We start from the raw sequence: 14,983 nt of genomic DNA, 5'->3' as shown, positions 1-14,983 counted from the left end.
TATTTTTCGCTAATGCATTCATTCCTGATATAGAAATCATGGCGCTCACTCATCGACATATCGAAGTCTTCCGCGCGTTGATGACGGCAGGCAGCGTCACCAAGGCAGCCGAGATGCTGTTCACTTCACAACCCACGGTAAGCCGCGAACTTGCGCGCATGGAACAGAGCATCGGTTTTGCCTTGTTCGAACGCGTGCATGGACGGCTGCGTCCAACCATGTCCGCGTTGACGTTGTTCGATGAAGTCAAGCGCGCCTACATCGGCCTAGAACGAGTGGCGTCCACAGCGGCAAGTCTGCGCGAATTTCAGGGCGGTCAGCTTTCCATCATCGCGTTACCCGCGTTTTCGCACTCGATCCTGCCAGGCGCGGCGAAACGTTTTCACGACGCACAGCCCGGCGTCAGCCTCTCGATCGCGACGCAGGAATCGCCGTTTCTCGAAGAATGGCTGACCGCGCAGCGTTATGACCTCGGCCTGACCGAACACGGCGCGCCGCCTGCTGGAACACGCTTGACACCTTTGCTCGAAGTGGACGAAGTTTGCGTGCTGCCCGATGGGCATCCATTGCTCGCAAAGCGCGTGATCGATTTGAAGGACTTCGCGAATCAACCCTTCATCAGTCTGTCGTCGAACGATCCGTACCGGATTCAGATCGACGAAGCCTTCACGCAAGCGGGCATCGCGCGCCGCCAGATGATCGAGACACCCACTGCCGTCTCCGTTTGCAGCTTCGTGCGGCAAGGTCTCGGCGTGGCCATCGTCAATCCGCTTACGGCGTTGGATTTCGCGGGCCGCAATCTGCATATCCGGCCGCTTGCCGTGTCGCTGCCGTTTCGCGTGAGCGTGGTTCATCCGGAGCATCGCCCAAGCCATCCGCTGGCCGTTGCGTTCGTCGACGCGCTGCAAAGCGAGGCCGACGCGTTGCGAATACAATTAAAAACCCACTCAAAACGCAAGCAGCAATAAGGGCGCTATTCGACTAACAAACCGCGCCACGTTCGCCCATCAACAGGAGTTTCCCAAATGATGAATCGAGACAATCCCGTCTGGCTGATTACAGGCTGTTCCACCGGCTTCGGCCGCGAGTTAGCGAAGTTGGTGCTGGAGCGCGGCTGGCGCGCGGTGGTCACCGCACGAGACCCGTCGAAAGTGAAAGACATCGCCGAAGCGCATGGCGATCGCGCGCTGGTTCTCCCGCTCGACGTGACGAACCGCAAGCAGATCGACGACGTGGTCGCGCAAGCCAAACAACGTTTCGGCCGCATCGACGCGCTCGTCAATAACGCGGGTTACGGCTATCTGGCCGCGATCGAAGAAGGCGAGGACGACGAAGTCCGCGCCATGTTTGAGACCAACGTGTTCGGTCTGGTCGACATAACGAAGGCCGTGTTGCCGATCATGCGTGAGCAGCACAGTGGCTTGATCGTGAATGTGTCGTCGATTGGCGGCATCACGAGTTTCGCCGCGACCGGTTATTACCACGCCACCAAATACGCGGTGGAAGGTTTGTCCGAATCGCTCGCGACGGAAGTGAAGCCGCTCGGCATCGACGTATTGATCGTCGAACCCGGCCCGTTCCGCACGAACTGGGCAGGTCCGTCGATCAAGCAATCGGCGACCGAGATCGACGACTATGCAGCCACGGCTGGCGAGCGCCGCAAGCAAACCGAGGCGCGCAGCGGCAAGCAGGCGGGCGATCCGGTGCGCGCCGCCCAGGCGATCATCGACGCCGCGCTGTCAGACAAGCCGCCGCTGCGTTTGCTGCTCGGCAAGATGGCGCTCGAACTGGCGCGCAAGAAGCTGGACTTCATGCGCGGCGACTTCGATGCGTGGGAGGCCACGACGGTCGGCGCGGATTATCCGGCTTAAAACTCGACCAACGCAAAATCTTCCTTGCCCACGTCGCACAGTGGGCAGCGCCAGTCGGCCGGGACATCTGCCCAGCGGGTGCCCGGCGCGATACCTTCTTCCGGCAAGCCGGCGGCTTCGTCGTAGATCCAGCCGCAAATCACGCAGACCCATTGTCTGAAGTCGTCCGCAAGCGCGGCGCTTTCTTCCGCCGCATGCGGGGCATCGACCGCCGCTCGCGACGCCGCCATCTCATCAAGGCTCACGACCAAAGGCGCGACCGTACCTGCACTATTTTCAGCCAGGCGTGCCTGCAGGCTTTCCAACAGCCGTTGCGCTTCGACCTGCGTCAAATCGATCCAGTACGGATCGCCAGCGCCGTCGTTGAGCCGTTCGGGAGAAAACTGGATTTCTACGGCGACGCCCTTCTTGTACATGGCAAATCGGAATATCGATGAAGCCGGCGGCGAGCGCCGGTATAGAGTCGAATGCTTGAAGCGAGGGCTTCGCGGCGGGATCAGACGAACTGGTTCAGCACGATCGCCGCAATCAGTCCAGCGGCGCCGATGAGGCCCAGCAGTTGCAGCAGAGTGAGGGATTTACGGGATGCGGTGGGGATGTGTTGCGTAGTCACGAGGCGTTCTTAAAGATCGGAAAAAGCGAAATAGTACACGGGTCGGAGGCGGGCGCATCTCGATTGGCGCAAACCTCGGCGTGTCAGATGCCATTATCGCTAGTCGATCGGCTTGAATTCCCTACCGGGTGGAGATGGATTCATTCTCCACCGGGCGGAAAGCGGCCTACGAAACAGCCACCTCGCCAGCATGCTCCGACACCGCCGCCACGATCGCGGCAACGGCCGAAGCCCCAAAAAGCTCGAATATCAGGTATTCGACAATGGATTGCCGTGACGCGAATCCCAGAAGCGGATCACCGCGGCGCCACCGGTACCAGCGCCCACCACGTGATCCGGCGCGCCGCTCTCGCGCAGCAAGGCGCGTAGTTCGTTGATAACCGGAAACACTTCGTGATTCCAGTCCGCGCCCTGCGAGTCGTGCGCACGCTGTTCTGCTTCGACGATCTCGCGGTCTTCCTTGAAAATGCGTTCGGTGAACCACACGAGCAGCGGCCACGCGAGATTCAGCACGCCTGGAATGCCCGGTTTGCGAATCGACAGCAGGCCAAAGGTGCGGTTCGTGCGCTGCTCACGATCGAGCGGCACGTAGACGATCCACAAATCCATCACCAGCGTCTGATCGGACGTGCGGATCTGCAGCGTCTGATACGGATACTCGGTGCGGATCGTCATCACGTCCTTGTCGTTGTCGCCGCCTGTCTTGCGGCTCTGGCCGAACACGATCGCTTCGCCGATCGGCTGCTGGCCAGCCATGCGCGCAAACGTGTAATCGACTTCGACCCAGCCCTCGCCACGCCGGCGACCCACCGACCGCGCGCGCATCTGCCCCATTTGCCGGCGATGCAGGAACTGATGGTTCATGTCCATCAGGTTCTCGTGCATGAACGAATAGTGGCAATTGACCGGACGGCCGAAACGGCGCGTCTTGTACTTCTTGTCGGATACGGAGCCGAACGCCGGTAGCGGCCGTTCTTCGGCCAACTCGGCATTGCCGGGAAACACGAAAATCAGGCCTTCGACTTCGCGGCACGGATAAGAACGCACGCCATTGGGCAGACGTTCGCGGCCCAGATACGGCACGTCGATGCAGGTGCCCGAACAGTCGTAGGTCCAACCGTGATACCCGCAGCGGATCGATTCGCCGTCCACCACGCCCTGATGCAACGGTACCTGGCGATGCGCGCAGCGATCTTCGAGCGCGAACACCTTGCCGGACTCCGTACGCGCCAGCACGATCGGCTCACCCGCGAACGTCACACCATGCGTCTTGCCCCGCTTCACCTCATGCGACCACGCGAGCGGATACCAGTAATCAGGGTGAATACCGACGCGGCGCAGATCGCGCACTGGGGCGTCGTTGGCGGCCTGATCCGGCGCGTGTGCATTCGCGCCTGTTGGCGCGTTGGTTTGCGCGGCCGCATGAGCAGAAGACGTATGGACCGGCGCATCGACGGTGTCTTGTTCGAGCGGGGGAACAGCATGCATAGGTGGAGCCTCCGTGCACGAGCGGATGGAAGGTGGTCGCCCTGCAATTCGCGGGCCGACATCGCCGTACAGTCTACTCGAAGCCGAAGCGGCATGGTTCCGCTGGTGGCATGCCATACCCCATTGCGCAGCCCATGGGCGCAATCGCGCCTGCCTGCGACCCTACGGTCGTCAAATGAGGCGATTGGCGGTTAGCTTTCGTCGCGCGCCACGAGCCCGGAGCGGCGTTGCCCGCCCCACGAGCGTCCGCCACGCAGGAAATGCAGCCAGCCGAGCAGTGCGCCGACGTGCCGCACCAACTGGAACGTGAACGGCTCGGCGATCGCTGCGAGTACCGCCATCCACAAACTGGAGCCGGTGCGCTCGCCGGTCCAGCGGCGGTACAGATGGATACACCAGAGATAAAACGCGAGGTCGATCGCCGTTTTGAGGCCGATCACGCTGAAAATCGACACGACGATCGCGCCGTGCCCGCCGAACAGAAAGCCGAGCAGCAGCGCGAAGGCGGTCAGCCCGTAGATCGGCTGCATCGTATCGATGGCCTTGACCGGCAGCATCAGCATGCCCATCGTGCCGTAGCGCGGGTTGCCGGTCATGTCGCGGTTCCAGTATTGCGTTTGCAGGAAACCCGCAAACCAGCGGCGGCGCTGCCGCAGGAAACTGCCGAGGTTGTCCGGCGCGTCGGTATGCGCATGCGCATCGCCGACCACGCGCACGTCCCAGCCGAGACCATGATCGACCGAATAGCGGCGCAGCCGATGAATCAGTTCGTAGTCTTCGACCAGGCACTGCGGATCGAAACCGCCCACGTCGACCAGCGAGTCGCGCCTGAACGACGCGAAGGCGCCGGAAATCAGCAGCAGACTGTCGGCGCGCATCCATGCAAAACGGGCGATGAAATTGCGCATGTACTCGTAGGTCTGGAACCACTGGAACACGCGGCCCGACACCGATTTGCCGCACACCGGCACCAGAATGCCGGCCGCCGCGACCAGCTTCGGCTCGCTCGCGAAGGCGGCGCGCATCGCGTAGGTGGCGTCGTCGTCGAGCAGCGTGTCGGCGTCGACGGTCATCACGGTCTCGGTGGTCATGACCATGATGGCGGCGTTCAGCGCACGCGCCTTGCCGCCGTGCGGCACGCGCAGCCAGTACAGATTCGGGTAGAGCGAACTCGGCGCGCTCAGCACGCCATTAGCGGCGGCAGTGAGGCCAAAGCGTTCGGTGAGCAGCGCATGGGTGGCATCGGTGGAACCGTCGTCGGCGATCACAATTTGCGCCGGGCCATGCGTCTGGCGCAGCAGCGCGGCGAGCGTCACCGGCAATACCGTCGCCTCGTTATGCGACGCGACGATCACACCCAGGCCCGGCAAGTTGCGCGCATCGAAGTCCGGCTCGAGCGGCGGCGTGGGCCGCATCAACGGTAGCGTTTTCCACGTGACGAAGGCGAGCAGCAAGGTGTCGTACACGACGTACGCAATGCCGGTCGACCACGCCACCACGCCTTGCAGGAAGAATGCGCGGGCGAACAGCAACAACCACAGCATGACGACGCTGAAATGAATCAGCGTGCTCAGCAGCGTAGTGGGACGCGGCAGAATGCGCGGCGATGCAAGGGCGAGTGCCTGTTCCAGAGTTTTCTTCAAAATGACTGCTGAGTCCGTCGTTGGTGGTTATTAGATAGAAAGCAGCGTGGCGGTGCTTACCGCACCATGCGTTTCAGAACCGACTTGCGATCGATCCATTGATGCTTCAACGCGCCGCCGATATGCATCGCCAGCAACGCATACAGCGCGTAGCCAAGCCACGTATGCAAGGCGCCGAAGCGGTCGTGCAAGGACTCCTTGAGCACCGGATCGAGATTCATCACGTAACCGATGCGCGGCCAGGGGAACAGATTGAACAGGCGCATCGGATGCGTGGCGGCATCTTTCCACGCGGAATCGTGCAGCCAGCCGGATAGCGGCAATGCGATCATCAGCAGATACAGCAGGAAGTGGGCAACGTGCGCGGCGATCTTTTCCCACGACGGAAACTCACGCGGCAACGGCGGCGGCTTGTGCGTCACGCGCCACAAAATGCGCATCAACGCGAGACCAAGCACCGTGATGCCGATCGACTTATGAGTGTCGACTACCGGACGCACCCAGTCGTCGGGCCATGATTCCGCGGTCAGGCCGAGTACGACATTGCCGATCATCAGCAGCGCGATCAGCCAGTGCAGCGTTATCGCCGTGCGGGTATAGCGCGACGCCAGCGGCGTGCCGGTCGAATCGGTCAGGGAGTCGGCGTGAGTATTCATCGGTCGTTCCGTCTACAAATGGTTTTCTGGCGAAAGCTGTTTGAAAATTCGGCCGTGCCGCAGCAGGTCTGATCACGCCGGCGGTATGAAGCAAACGCATCAGTTTGCCGTTTTATTCCGCCAGTTGCTTAATTGTGTGTTTCCGATTATTTCGACGTATTTCGACGGCGCGAGGCAAATCACGCCTGGAGCGCCGCACCAACCCGCGCCCGCAAAGTCGGCAATACATCCGCTTCGAACCACGGGTTGCGCTTGAACCAGGCAATATTGCGCGGCGAGGGGTGCGGGAGCGGTATCACGTGGGGGCCGTAATCTCGCCAGCGCAGCAGCGTATCGGTTAGCGTCGGCCCGAAGGCGTCGCCGAGGCCAAAACGCTGTGCGTATTGGCCAATCAGTAACGTGAGCCGCACCTCGCGCAACTGCGCGAGCAAGGCCTGATGCCAAAGCGCGGCGCATTCGGGCCGCGGCGGCAAATCGCCACTCGCCCCTCTGCCCGGAAAGCAGAAACCCATCGGCACGATGGCAAATTTCGAGGCGTCGTAAAAGGTCTCGTCGGAGACCTCGAGCCAGTTGCGCAAACGTGCGCCACTGGCGTCGCTCCATGGAATGCCCGAAGCATGCACGCGCGCACCGGGCGCCTGGCCGATGATCAGAATGCGCGAATCAGCCGACGCCACGACGACCGGTCGCGGTGCATGCGGCAGCACCGGCGCGCACACCGTACAGGCGCGAATGTCGTGCAACAACGTGTTCAGTGAAATGGGTTTCCTGGCGGTCATACCGAGGCGCGGATCAGGATTCGGTTTAGCGTTTTACAAACCGGTAGTGTCCCACGCCCCACTCATTCCCGTTCGCGTAGCCGAACATGAACATGAACACGCGCTCGCCGTGGCCGGCTCATCTCAATGCCGCGGCGGCCACGGAATCAGCGCGCTGGTGGTGCGCATGTAATCGGCGTAACCCGCGCGCCTTTTCGCCATGCTTTCTTCGAGCAGCGGAATGCCGGAGAGCTTCAGCAGCAGAAACACCATCAGCACCGGCGGCAACAAGGTGGCCCAACCCCAGGGCGGGCCGATCGACAGCGCGATGTAAGCAACCCAATGCACGCATTCAAAGAAGTAGTTCGGATGCCGTGAATAGCGCCACAGGCCAACGCGGCACACGCTGTTGTGATTGGCCGGGTCCTGTGTGAAGCGCTTGAGTTGACGGTCCGCGATGCCTTCGCCGACTACCGATGCGATCCACACCACAACCGCCAGCCCGATCCAGCCGATGGCCGGTGTGCTGCTCCGGTATGACGGCACCAGAAATGCAATCGACAGCAGCATCGAAATCACGACTTGCACCTGGAAAAACCAGAACATCTTGCTGGCTGCCTTGTTGCCCCACTCTTCACGGAAGCGGCGATAGCGCGCGTCTTCAGGCTTGTCGAAATTGCGTCTCCACAGATGCGTGCCGAGCCGCACGCCCCAAACCAGGCCACCCAGCGCGGCCAGTGCACGCGATCCCTGATCGCCGTTGCCGAGCACGGCATAGAGCACCGCGACCAGGCCGAGCGAATAAGCCCAGACCGGGTCGACCATGCCGGCATTCCCGGTCTTCAACTGCCATGCCCAGACGGCGCTGAAGATCACGATGAGCGCAATCAGGGCGATCACGGCGGCGGCAAGTGGCGACATGGGGGCCTCATTCGATGGCGATGCGGGTTATACGCTGTAAGTGCGCGATCGGATGCACGCGGGCGGGATTTCCGGCCCGATCATCTGTTCAACGGAGCTAGGCGTCCGCGGCCCGATAGCGGTATGGTGTCGGCAACGCCTGCCTCCACCGAATCTTCCGCTCATGCCGACTCGCTTCAACGCCGCTTTCACCGCTCTGCTCGCCGCCGCCTTGTTCGGCGCGACCACGCCGCTCGCCAAGGCGCTGCTCGGCTCGCTGTCGCCGTTTCTGCTGGCCGGACTGTTCTACCTCGGCAGCGGCACGGGCCTTGCCGCCGTGATTCTGGCGCGCCGCCTGAAAGGTCAGGCGGACGGGCAGCCGGTCAGTCACCACCGCTTCCCGGTGCGCGAAGTGCCGTGGCTCGCCGGCGCGATCGTGGCCGGTGGTGTCGCGGGGCCGGCACTGTTGATGCTGGGTCTGAAAACGACGCCAGCCGCCACCGGCTCGCTGTTGCTGAATCTCGAAGGCGTATTCACCGCGTTGATCGCGTGGATCGTGTTTCGCGAGAACGTCGACATTCAGGTGTTCCTGGGCATGGCCGCGATCGTCGCGGGCGGCGTGGCATTGTCGTGGCAGCCCGGCGCGGCCGGCTTGCCGCCCGGCACACTGCTGCTAATTGGCGCCTGCGCCTGCTGGGCGGTCGACAACAATCTCACGCGCAAGGTGTCGACTCACGATGCCATGTTCATTGCCTGCGTAAAAGGGCTCGTGGCCGGGTCGGTCAACGTGACGCTCGCGCTCACTTTTGGTGCAGCATGGCCCAAGGCCGCGACCGTCGCACTCGCCATGCTGACGGGTTTCGCAGGCTACGGCGTGAGTCTCGTGCTGTTCGTCGTCGCACTGCGCAATCTCGGCACCGCGCGCACCGGCGCCTATTTCTCGGTCGCGCCACTATTTGGTGTGACCTTATCGTGGCTGCTGTGGCCGGAGATGCCGCCGCCGCTGTTCTGGGTGGCCGCTGCCCTGATGATGCTGGGTGTCTGGCTGCACATCCGCGAACGTCACGAGCATCCGCACACTCACGCCCCGCTGGACCACACGCATCGTCATCGGCACGATGCGCATCACCAGCACGAGCACGATTTCGCATGGGACGGCGACGAGCCGCACACGCATCCGCATTCCCATGCGCCGATCACGCACGCGCACGCGCATTTCCCAGATATTCATCACCGGCATACACATTGATTTCTCGCTTCACCGCGTGGTGCGGGCGCTTGCTGCAGCGCAAGACAAAAATCTCTGTGGAGCGAGTCATTCGATAGACCAATTCAATTGGCATCGCGGCCAATCGCATCCTCTAATGAAACTCCTGTCGTGCGCCCGTTCCCGGCAACCCCGCCGGTCCACCCCGTTTGCCCCGGAGAGTTCCATGTCCCAACCCGAGCCTAATGTCGACGAAGTGGTGAGAAGCATCGCAGAGGAAACCGATACCCCCACGGAAACGGTCTCGAAGATGTATGCAGACACACTGGCCGACTACCGGCACGAAGCGCGTGTATTCGATTACGTGCCGCTGTTCGCCGCGAAGAAAGTACGCGACAAGCTGCGCCATACCTCGAAACACAAACACTGATTTGGCGGCGCGCGGAGACCACCGCCTGCCTGGTAGCACGCTGGATCGACCCCGCTGGCTCGTGCGGCGATTCGCTAGAACACATACCGATTTATTTTTCGCGTTACCAGAACGCGTACCGGTTTATTTTTCCCACTGCTAGACTCTGACCCGGATACATCGACTCGGGGGAAGATGGCATGCGGGTGACAATCGTAGGCGCGGGCATTGCCGGTTTGAGCACAGCGTGGTCGCTTGCGAAGCTGGGACACGACATCACTCTGATTGAGCAGGGCTCGATTCCGAACCCACTCGCCGCCTCGGGCGACCGAAGTCGCATGATCCGCCGCGCCTATGGCGATGCTGACGGCTACGCACGCACCATCGCCGAGGCATTCGATAGTTGGGATCTGCTGTGGAATGACCTGGGCGTGTCCCACTATGCGAACTGCGGTGTGCTCGGCATTTCGCAACACACAGGCGATGGCGCCGAGCAATTTCGCGCCGGCCTCGACCGGATGAAATTCGAGTATGAACAGCTCGACCCGCGCGAAGCGGCCGAGCGTTATCCGTTTCTCGACCCTGCCACGTTTCGCTACGCCTACCTCGATCAGGATGGCGGTGCGCTGTTTAGCGAACGCATCGCCCGCGACATGAAAGCCTGGCTCAAGATGCGCGGCGCCGAGATTCGCACCCATACCAAGGTACTCGCAGTCGATGCGCAAGCGGCCTCCGTGCGGATCGAAGACGACACGATCATTCGCGCCGACCGGCTCGTGGTCACCGCCGGCGCGTGGACGCTACAACTGTTCCCCGCGCTCGCCGAAAACCTGATGACTTATCGCAACGTGGTCGCCTATATGGAGCCACCCGCGGATCTGGCGGATGCATGGTCGAATGCGCCCGCTATCGTCGATATTGGCGGCGCAAGCAGCGGTTACGTGCTGCCGCCAATCGACGATGTCGGTCTGAAGTTCGGCGCCAGTGTGCACAAATCACGTGCGCCTGATCCTGATGCCAATCGCATCGCGGCGCCCGGAGAAGGCGACAGTCTGCGCCGGTTGTTTTCACCGCCGTTCAGCCGCATCGACGAATATACGGTCACCGAAGTAAAAACCTGCGCTTACACGTTCACTGCAGATGAACGCTTTTTTTCGAAGCGCATCGGCAACACGCTGGTGGTGTCGGCATGCTCGGGCCACGGCTATAAATTCGGCGCGGCAGTCGGGCGCCGGGTCGCGCAAGCGCTGGATACCGATGACGACGCCGGGCTCGCGCGTTGGCTCAGGGCGGAAGCGGTCTAGCGCTCTTTCGTCATAACAATACGACGTTCGTTCGTGATCTAGCGTAGCCCACGCACCACGGTGGCGAGTCGCGCCACCAATGCGTCCGCTTCGTGTGGTTTGACACCCGCGTAGCCAAGCATGAACCCGTTATAGCGCGCGGCGTCTTTAGCAGGCGGCTGACAAAACGCACTGAGCGCAGCGATATGCAAACCGTGCTCGCGTGTCACTGCGCTCACGTCCTGGTCGCGCAGCGGCACATCGAGCCGCATCGTCAGATGCATGCCGCCGCCGTCGGACGAGACGGTCACCAGGTCGCCCATATGCCGCTCGATCGCATTCACCAATGCGGTGCGGCGCTGCTGATACAGTCGCCGCATGCGCCGCAGATGCCGCGCATATTTCCCACTATCGATGAAATCCGCCAACGCGATCTGTTCAGCCACGCGGCCTTGCCGTGCGATCTCGCTGAGCGCCTCGTCGATATCGGCGACGAGGTGCGCCGGCACGACCATGAAGCCCATCCGCAGCGCCGGAAACATCGTCTTGCTGAAGGTGCCGAGGTAAATCACTGGCGTGTCGGCCGCGAGGCCCTGGATCGACGGCAACGGCGGACCGCTGTGGCGCAGTTCGCTGTCGTAGTCGTCCTCGATGATCCAGGCGCCGCGCGCAACCGCGTTCTCGATGATCGACCAGCGCCGCTCGAGGCTCAACACGCTGCCGAGCGGATATTGGTGCGAGGGTGTGATGTACATCAGACGCGGTGGCGTCTGTTCCCAGTGATCGGGCGTCGGCGCCATGCCGGCGGCGTCGACGGGAATCGGCACCAGTTGCAAGCCAGCGGCCTGGAATGCAGCTTTTGCACCGTGGTAGCCGGGGTCCTCAACCCAGACGCTGTCACCGGGGTCCGCCAGCATGCATGCGCATAGATCGAGACTCGCCTGCGTGCCCGAGGTGATAAACACCTGCTCCGCGGAGCACCGCACACCACGCGACACGCGTACGTATTCCGCAATCGAGCGGCGCAATGCGGGGTGCCCAGCGTTGTTGCCGTAGCCAAGTTCCCGCGGTTCAACCGAGCGCCATGCGCGCTCCATCGAGGCACGCCATTGCGCAAGCGGAAATTCATCGAGCGCGGGCACACCAGGACGAAACGGCGTGGGGTCGTCGGGATTGGTGCGCTCGCGCGGCAGATCGGCGACACGGCGTGACAGGTGGTTTTCAGGCGTCTGCACACTGCCGCTTGCTGCGGAGATCGAAGCACCTGAACCGCTCACCATGCTGACAATGGAACCATGCCGGCTCGCCGTGATGAAGCCCTCGTCGGTGAGCCGCTCGTACGCGTAAAGCACCGAGTTGCGCGCAATGCCCAATTGTTCGGCAAGCGCTCGCGTCGCAAGAAGACGGCTGCCGTGGCGGATATCGCCATCGAGAATCGCACGACGCAGACTCTCGTAGAGCAAGTCCTGCTGCGTGAGCTTGCGCCCACCCATTGCGCGCTCGACGTTCGACATCAACAGGCCGTAGTCCAATTCCGTGGCTCCAAATTCCGGTCGCATTGTGGAGCTAACAATGGTGCCACAAATTTCTTATGCTGACGGTTGGTGCAGCCTTCTACACCTGTTCGACCCAGCCATAGCGGCCGCGAGCCACTCGCCCTCAACCATCACCACACAAGGAGCCACACCCATGTCCGACGCGATTCAAATCCGCCCCGTCACGCCCGCCGACTTCGACGCCTGGCTGCCGCTGTGGGACGCCTACAACGCGTTCTACGGCCGCTCGGGTGAAACGGCATTGCCGCTCGATGTCACGCAAGTCACATGGGGGCGTTTCTTTGACGCCTACGAGCCGATGCACGCGATGGTCGCCGAACGCAACGGCCAGTTGCTTGGCCTCGTGCACTTCCTGTATCACCGTCACACGACCATGGTGGCGCCGACCTGCTATCTGCAAGATCTCTACACGCTGGACGCGGAGCGCGGCAAAGGTGTCGGCCGTGCGTTGATCGAAGCGGTGTATGCGCGCGCCAAGGCCGACGGCTTGCAACGGGTCTACTGGCAGACGCATGAGACGAATCACACGGCAATGAAGCTGTACGACAAGGTCGCGGACCACTCCGGTTTCGTGATCTACCGCAAGGCGTTGTGATACACCGCAGCAGGCCCGCCTAGCGGGGTTTGCGTCCCCGCTTTGCATACCCTTCTCGCGTCGCCATTCTTGCGCGACCAGGCACCGCATTCGCATACCCGGCGGCCGATCCTGCCGGCATGCGTAGCGCATCGCCCTCATCGACTCTCACCGCATTCGTTCCCCTTCACCGCTCAAGTTTGCAGGCAGCCTGCCGTTATCGCCATTGGACGGAGCGCCATCTGGCTCCCACGCGACCTTGGGCGATCTCCTCACGGAGGGGCGCAAAACGAATCGGAAACTGTACATGCCTTCGATCATCGGCATCGATCTTGGAACCACGCATAGTCTTGCGGCCGTCTGGCGCAATAACGAGGCTGCCCTCATCCCGAACGCACTGGGCGACGTGCTGACGCCGTCGTGCGTCTCGATCGACGACGACGGCTCCATCCTCGTCGGCCGGCCCGCCCATGACCGGCTGCATACGCATCCCGAACGCACCGCCGCCAACTTCAAACGCTACATGGGCACGAATCGCAACGTGTCGCTTGGCGTGCAGACACTGCGTCCGGAGGAACTGTCTTCGCTGGTGCTCAAGTCGCTGAAAGCCGATGCCAAAGCGTTCCTCGGCGAAACGGTAAGCGACGCCGTGATCGCCGTGCCAGCCTATTTCAGCGACGCGCAACGCAAAGCCACGCGCATCGCCGGCGAACTGGCCGGGCTCAATGTGCTGCGCCTCGTCAACGAACCGACCGCGGCCTCGCTCGCGTACGGCGTGCATCAGCGCGACAGTGAGCGCAAGTTCCTGATCTTCGATCTGGGCGGCGGCACGTTCGATGTATCGGTGCTCGATTTCTTCGAAGGCGTGATGGAAGTGCGCGCCAGCACGGGCGACAATTTTCTGGGTGGTGAAGATTTCACGGAGGCGCTTGTCGAGTTGTTCTGCCAGCGCAATCGCCTTCAAGTCAAATCGCTTACGCCGATTGCTGCACAACGTCTGCATCAACAGGCCGAACGTGCGAAGCGTCTGTTCACGCAGAGCGGCGCCGATAGCGTCACGCTCAAACTCACGGTTGGCGATGAAGAGCACAGTCTTGAACTCGATGCGGCGGCCGCGGAACGGACTTGCGAGCATCTGCTGCAACGACTGCGCAAACCGGTCGAACGTGCGTTGCGCGATTCGAAGATCGCCGTGGATGCGCTCGACGAAATCATCCTCGTCGGCGGCGCCTCGCGTATGCCGATGGTGCGCAAGCTGGTCTCGAAGATGTTCGGCCGTTTGCCCGCCGCGAATCTGAACCCGGATGAAGTCGTCGCGCTCGGCGCTGCTGTGCAGGCAGGGCTGGTCACGCGAGACGCAGGTCTTGACGAAATGGTCCTGACCGATGTCGCGCCGTATAGCCTTGGCATCGATACTGCGATGCAGGTCAGTGCCAATCAGTATGTGCCGGGGCATTTTCTGCCGATCATCGAGCGCAATACGATCGTGCCGGTTAGCCGCATGCAGCGCATTTTTACGGTCAGCGACCATCAGCAGAAGTTGAGCATCAAGGTGTTCCAGGGCGAAGCGCGTTTGACGGTCGACAACGTGCCGCTTGGCGAATTCACGCTCGATGTGCCGGTCAAGCCGGCTGGCCAGGCGGGTGCGGATGTGCGCTTCACCTACGACGTCAACGGCGTGCTGGAAGTGGAAGCCACTGCGTTTCCCGGTGGCGTGAAGCGCGCGATGGTGATCGAAGAAAACCCCGGCGTGCTGACGCCTGAAGAAATTGGCAAACGACTCGCGGCATTGGCTGCGCTGAAGATCCATCCGCGAGATCAGTTAGAGAATCGCACGCTGCTCACGCGCGCGGATCGTGTCTACGAGGAAACGCTGGGGGAGCATCGGCAATATCTGGCCGCGCATATCGCGCGCTTCCAGTCGCTGCTCGAGCGGCAGAACGCCGAGGAAATCGCCCATGCGCGCAGCGAACTGAGCGCGTTGCTGGATCGCTTCGATGTGCATGTGACGTACTGATCGGCTAT

General features: G+C 62.1%; 14 protein-coding genes. 7 read left to right on the top strand and 7 right to left on the bottom strand.

Features of this window, described 5'->3' with window-relative positions; genetic code table 11:
- Positions 1 to 38 precede the first annotated feature (38 nt).
- Complete coding sequence (locus tag P3T25_RS33115) at positions 39 to 968, top strand: LysR family transcriptional regulator (RefSeq protein WP_429361193.1); 930 nt, start codon at positions 39 to 41, stop codon at positions 966 to 968.
- A gap of 57 nt (positions 969 to 1,025) precedes the next feature.
- Positions 1,026 to 1,871: an oxidoreductase gene (locus P3T25_RS33110; protein ID WP_154563053.1), complete on the top strand. Its 846-nt coding sequence runs from the start codon at positions 1,026 to 1,028 to the stop codon at positions 1,869 to 1,871.
- Here P3T25_RS33110 and P3T25_RS33105 read toward each other — a convergent pair.
- The 6 genes from P3T25_RS33105 to P3T25_RS33080 all read right to left on the bottom strand — a co-directional run bounded on the left by P3T25_RS33105 (position 1,868) and on the right by P3T25_RS33080 (position 7,950).
- The gene (locus P3T25_RS33105) at positions 1,868 to 2,287 is read right to left on the bottom strand and encodes a rubredoxin (protein ID WP_429361191.1); all 420 of its coding nucleotides are present in this window, start codon (positions 2,285 to 2,287) and stop codon (positions 1,868 to 1,870) included. The genes P3T25_RS33110 and P3T25_RS33105 overlap by 4 nt on opposite strands.
- A 446-nt stretch (positions 2,288 to 2,733) precedes the next feature.
- Positions 2,734 to 3,972 (bottom strand): Rieske 2Fe-2S domain-containing protein, encoded by a 1,239-nt coding sequence (locus tag P3T25_RS33100; protein ID WP_429361189.1) that lies wholly within the window; start codon positions 3,970 to 3,972, stop codon positions 2,734 to 2,736.
- A gap of 191 nt (positions 3,973 to 4,163) precedes the next feature.
- Complete coding sequence (locus tag P3T25_RS33095) at positions 4,164 to 5,615, bottom strand: glycosyltransferase family 2 protein (RefSeq protein WP_429361187.1); 1,452 nt, start codon at positions 5,613 to 5,615, stop codon at positions 4,164 to 4,166.
- A gap of 56 nt (positions 5,616 to 5,671) precedes the next feature.
- Positions 5,672 to 6,271: a cytochrome b gene (locus P3T25_RS33090; protein ID WP_154563045.1), complete on the bottom strand. Its 600-nt coding sequence runs from the start codon at positions 6,269 to 6,271 to the stop codon at positions 5,672 to 5,674.
- Positions 6,272 to 6,450: 179 nt separating this feature from the next.
- Positions 6,451 to 7,050 (bottom strand): uracil-DNA glycosylase family protein, encoded by a 600-nt coding sequence (locus P3T25_RS33085; protein WP_171927737.1) that lies wholly within the window; start codon positions 7,048 to 7,050, stop codon positions 6,451 to 6,453.
- A gap of 123 nt (positions 7,051 to 7,173) precedes the next feature.
- Positions 7,174 to 7,950, bottom strand: coding sequence for a DUF1295 domain-containing protein (locus tag P3T25_RS33080; RefSeq protein WP_429361184.1), 777 nt, complete (start codon positions 7,948 to 7,950; stop codon positions 7,174 to 7,176).
- Positions 7,951 to 8,113: 163 nt separating this feature from the next.
- Between P3T25_RS33080 and P3T25_RS33075 the strand changes: the two genes are divergently transcribed.
- The 3 genes from P3T25_RS33075 to P3T25_RS33065 all read left to right on the top strand — a co-directional run bounded on the left by P3T25_RS33075 (position 8,114) and on the right by P3T25_RS33065 (position 10,849).
- Entirely contained in the window at positions 8,114 to 9,178 is a 1,065-nt protein-coding gene (locus P3T25_RS33075) for an EamA family transporter (protein ID WP_429361182.1), read from the top strand.
- 184 nt (positions 9,179 to 9,362) lie between these two features.
- Positions 9,363 to 9,566, top strand: a complete 204-nt coding sequence (locus P3T25_RS33070) for a DUF3562 domain-containing protein (RefSeq protein WP_028195916.1) — start codon at positions 9,363 to 9,365, stop codon at positions 9,564 to 9,566.
- 179 nt (positions 9,567 to 9,745) lie between these two features.
- Positions 9,746 to 10,849: an NAD(P)/FAD-dependent oxidoreductase gene (locus tag P3T25_RS33065; protein ID WP_429361180.1), complete on the top strand. Its 1,104-nt coding sequence runs from the start codon at positions 9,746 to 9,748 to the stop codon at positions 10,847 to 10,849.
- A 38-nt stretch (positions 10,850 to 10,887) separates the two neighbouring features.
- Here the strand turns inward: P3T25_RS33065 and P3T25_RS33060 are convergent, their stop codons facing one another.
- The gene (locus P3T25_RS33060) at positions 10,888 to 12,360 is read right to left on the bottom strand and encodes a PLP-dependent aminotransferase family protein (RefSeq protein WP_429361178.1); all 1,473 of its coding nucleotides are present in this window, start codon (positions 12,358 to 12,360) and stop codon (positions 10,888 to 10,890) included.
- A gap of 157 nt (positions 12,361 to 12,517) precedes the next feature.
- On the opposite strand from P3T25_RS33060, the gene P3T25_RS33055 reads away from it, so the two are divergent.
- Complete coding sequence (locus tag P3T25_RS33055; protein ID WP_429361176.1) at positions 12,518 to 12,979, top strand: N-acetyltransferase family protein; 462 nt, start codon at positions 12,518 to 12,520, stop codon at positions 12,977 to 12,979.
- A 286-nt stretch (positions 12,980 to 13,265) separates the two neighbouring features.
- Positions 13,266 to 14,975, top strand: a complete 1,710-nt coding sequence (locus P3T25_RS33050) for a molecular chaperone HscC (RefSeq protein ID WP_429361174.1) — start codon at positions 13,266 to 13,268, stop codon at positions 14,973 to 14,975.
- Positions 14,976 to 14,983 lie beyond the last annotated feature (8 nt).

This window comes from Paraburkholderia sp. GAS32 (assembly GCF_050434225.1).
In the GTDB taxonomy this organism is placed as follows: domain Bacteria; phylum Pseudomonadota; class Gammaproteobacteria; order Burkholderiales; family Burkholderiaceae; genus Paraburkholderia; species Paraburkholderia madseniana.
Note: the sequence above shows the minus strand (reverse complement) of the source record. Positions and strands in the feature narration are given on the sequence as shown.

What these genes read in the sequence shown, in the direction of transcription:
- P3T25_RS33115 (WP_429361193.1), top strand. Translation starts at nt 39, where the DNA reads ATGGCGCTCACTCATCGACATATCGAAGTCTTCCGCGCGTTGATGACG.
- P3T25_RS33110 (WP_154563053.1), top strand. Translation starts at nt 1,026, where the DNA reads ATGATGAATCGAGACAATCCCGTCTGGCTGATTACAGGCTGTTCCACC.
- P3T25_RS33105 (WP_429361191.1), bottom strand. Translation starts at nt 2,287, where the DNA reads ATGTACAAGAAGGGCGTCGCCGTAGAAATCCAGTTTTCTCCCGAACGG.
- P3T25_RS33100 (WP_429361189.1), bottom strand. Translation starts at nt 3,972, where the DNA reads ATGCATGCTGTTCCCCCGCTCGAACAAGACACCGTCGATGCGCCGGTC.
- P3T25_RS33090 (WP_154563045.1), bottom strand. Translation starts at nt 6,271, where the DNA reads ATGAATACTCACGCCGACTCCCTGACCGATTCGACCGGCACGCCGCTG.
- P3T25_RS33085 (WP_171927737.1), bottom strand. Translation starts at nt 7,050, where the DNA reads ATGACCGCCAGGAAACCCATTTCACTGAACACGTTGTTGCACGACATT.
- P3T25_RS33080 (WP_429361184.1), bottom strand. Translation starts at nt 7,950, where the DNA reads ATGTCGCCACTTGCCGCCGCCGTGATCGCCCTGATTGCGCTCATCGTG.
- P3T25_RS33075 (WP_429361182.1), top strand. Translation starts at nt 8,114, where the DNA reads ATGCCGACTCGCTTCAACGCCGCTTTCACCGCTCTGCTCGCCGCCGCC.
- P3T25_RS33070 (WP_028195916.1), top strand. Translation starts at nt 9,363, where the DNA reads ATGTCCCAACCCGAGCCTAATGTCGACGAAGTGGTGAGAAGCATCGCA.
- P3T25_RS33065 (WP_429361180.1), top strand. Translation starts at nt 9,746, where the DNA reads ATGCGGGTGACAATCGTAGGCGCGGGCATTGCCGGTTTGAGCACAGCG.
- P3T25_RS33055 (WP_429361176.1), top strand. Translation starts at nt 12,518, where the DNA reads ATGTCCGACGCGATTCAAATCCGCCCCGTCACGCCCGCCGACTTCGAC.
- P3T25_RS33050 (WP_429361174.1), top strand. Translation starts at nt 13,266, where the DNA reads ATGCCTTCGATCATCGGCATCGATCTTGGAACCACGCATAGTCTTGCG.